The organism is Actinomadura geliboluensis, assembly GCF_005889745.1.
Lineage (GTDB): Bacteria > Actinomycetota > Actinomycetes > Streptosporangiales > Streptosporangiaceae > Spirillospora > Spirillospora geliboluensis.
The window spans coordinates 1-2866 of the sequence record NZ_VCKZ01000652.1 but is presented as its reverse complement, the minus strand read 5'-3'; the positions used below and the strand labels follow the sequence as shown (position 1 = coordinate 2866).

The 2866-nt window shown below is 71.0% G+C and carries 2 protein-coding genes; both read right to left on the bottom strand.

The genetic code is table 11. From position 1 onward, the window contains the following. Positions 1–513, bottom strand: a 513-nt coding sequence (locus ETD96_RS43060; protein ID WP_171069524.1) for a replication-relaxation family protein, incomplete at its 3' end; no start/stop codon positions are given. Then, positions 510–2663 (bottom strand): type IV secretory system conjugative DNA transfer family protein, encoded by a 2154-nt coding sequence (locus tag ETD96_RS43055; RefSeq protein ID WP_138642235.1) that lies wholly within the window; start codon positions 2661–2663, stop codon positions 510–512. The genes ETD96_RS43060 and ETD96_RS43055, both read right to left, overlap by 4 nt. Between the last annotated feature and the right edge of the window lie 203 nt (positions 2664–2866).

Genomic DNA, 2866 nt, shown 5'->3' with positions numbered 1-2866 from the left:
GCGGGCGAGGTCTCCCCAGAGTTGGGTGCAGCGGCGCTCGGGCCACCACTTGTCGAGGTGGGCGGCGGGCGTGCGGCGGGCGTGGGCGTGGAGTTGGGTGAAGAACTCGTTGACGCCGACCTGGTGGGCCAGGTGCCGGGAATGGCTGATCTGGAGTGCGGTGGTGCGGCGGTAGCCGAGTCCGGACAGGGTGGTGTCGCGGTGGGCGGCCAGGTGCTGGGCGCCGAGAGGTCCGAGGACCCAGTGGTAGGGCGCTGCTCCGACGGGGACCCAGGGCTGGAAGCGTTCGAGGGCCTTGAGGTGGAACAGTTGCAGGAGGCGGTCGCGGGCCTTGCCGGGCGTGGTGAAGAAGATGGCGGCGAGTTGGTGCGTGGTGAGGACGCGGTGTTCCCAGACCAGCTCCAGGATTGCCTGGTCGCGGTCGGTGAGCCGTGCGCGGAGTTCGAGGAACAGTTCGGGTGTCGCTCGTCTGGGTGTGCTGGCCGTCCGGCGCTGGCGGATCACTTTCTTCACTGCGGCTGGTTCCCCTCGCTGGTCGGGCTCTCGGCGCGCGGGTCGGACGGCGGCCCGCCTTTTCTGGTGGTGGGTTTGGTCGTCGTCACGCGTGGTGCGAAGCGTTGGCGGGAGGCCGCGCGGATGTGGTCGGCGCGGCCGGGGATCGGGTCGCGAAGCGGGCGTGTGCGGAAGGTGAATGCCTGGGTCGGCTGGCCGGCGGTGACGAGGCGTCCGGCGGCTTGGTAGGCGCCCAGGTGGGCGAGGTCGTGCGCGGACAGGACGGGGCCGGCGTGCCGGGCGAGGTCGCTGGCGTCTTCGGGCGAGGCGGCGAAGTAGATCTTGTTGCGGGCGTCGGCGGAGACCGCGTCGCGCAGGTCCTTGGGCAGTTGGGACAGGTGCTGGTGGGCCAGGACGAGCGAGAGCCGGTAGCCGCGGGCCTCGGCCAAGATGTCGGACACCGAGCCGGGCAGGTTGAGGAAGTTGTGGCACTCGTCGATGTAGGCGGCCGAGTCCGGTCGCTCGTCCTCGGGAAGGTCGGTGCGGCGGGTGACGCCTTGCCAGGTGTGCGCGAGCAGGAGCGACCCCATGAGGCGGGCGGCATCCTCGCCGAGCACGCCCTTGGGAAGGCGGGCCAGGACGAGGCCGCCGTGGTCGAGGTGGCTGGCCAGGTCGACGGTGGATCCGGTCGCGGACAGGGCTTGATGGACGAAGGGGCGGAGCAGGACGGCGCGGAGCTTGTTCATCACGGGACCGATCGCGGCCGCCCGTCCGGCCGGTGACAGCTCGTCGTAACCGGCCCAGAAGCCGCGTAGAAGATCGTCCGAGAGCCGTCCGACCACGCGGGCACGGAACGCCGAGTCGGTGAGGAGCTGCGGGACCTGGGCGAGGGTGGCGCGGGAGCCGTGGGCGCGCATGAGGCTCAGGCAGGCCGACCGCAACAGATCGTCCAGGCGTGGCCCCCAAGACGAGCGGAAGCAGCGATGGAAGATCGACACGACCGAGTCCACCGCGAATGCCGGATCGGGGCCGGACAGGATCCCGACCGAGGGCGGCGGTGCCGGGTCGGACGGGTCGAACACCACCGTCCGCCCTGCCATGCGGCTCGGAAGCCGGTCCAGGACGTCGGCGATCAAGTCGCCCTTGGGATCGATGACCAGCGCGCCGCGGCCCTCGCGGGCGTCGCCCAGAATGAGCGAGGCGAGCAGGGTGGATTTGCCGACGCCGGTCTGTCCGAGGACGTGCACGTGTTGGCGTGCCCCGACGACCGGCATCGCAACGGGGCGGGCGTGGCCTGCGTCGGCGTCGCCCAGCACCCGCGCGGCCCCGTGCGCGGTGTCGGTGCCGGTGGGCACGTCCGGGGACGGGGCGACCGGTCGGGCTCCGGCGCGCGTGATCGCGGGTGCGTCGGGATCTAGCGGCAGGTGCGCGAGAGCGGCCAGTTCGGCGGCGCCCAGCAGGTAGCCGCGTCCCAAGTGGCGCTTGGCCAAGGTGAGGGCCGGGTCTTGAAGCCTGCGGCGGCGTAGGTGCTGGTGGCCGGACGCGAACAGCGCGGCTACCGATGCCAGGGCGTGGGCTCGTCCACGCAGCCACTTCTCTGCGTTGCAGGCGTCGGGTGTGGCGACGGCGTAACGGATGTCGGCCTCGAACCGCGGTTGCGTCGCCTTGGCCAGGATCGCGCGGACCTGCTCAGCCCGTTCCGGGTGCACGCTGCTATGAGCGGCACCGGTTGGGTAGCCGGGGCGACCGGTGCGTGTCCCGGGTGTGAGCAGGTCGAAGAAGAAGCCTCGCGACGTGGCCGGGTTTCCGCCTTTGAGCCTGGACGCGACGCGGTGGGCGCGTGCAAGACGTCGGCCCGTTACGGGGCGGGCGAGGATTTGGACGGCGGCGCATTGGCCCTGGTCGAGTCCGGAAACCGCGCCGAGGAGGGAGCGGATCGGGTCGGCGTGGTGATCGGTTTTCAGCGGGTAGGAGTCCTCGCGCGACAGTACGAGACGGCCTCCGGTTGCCGGGATAGACGGCGGGATGGGTGGCGCGGAGGAACGGGTCGTGGTGGTGGCGCCGGGCCAGGCAGCCCGGATGGTCTCCTCGACCATCCCGGGCGGCACCGTCCCGGGCACCCAGATCTGTACTCGGACCCCGGCAGCACCCGCGATGTACTCGAACGCCAAGTACGGCTGCCCGAAGATCCAGCGCTTCCATGCCGGAGCGAGCAGGCCGGTCTGGTGGGCCCACCATGCTGGCGCACTAGAGCCTGTTTTGTAAGTGATCGTGCGGTCTGGCGTGTCGGTGCCCGGGACGCAGTGAGGTCTCCGGTAGGTGGTTCTTCGACCAAGAAGACCAATGTCCCGGAGACCTCGTGGCCACCCTAGCG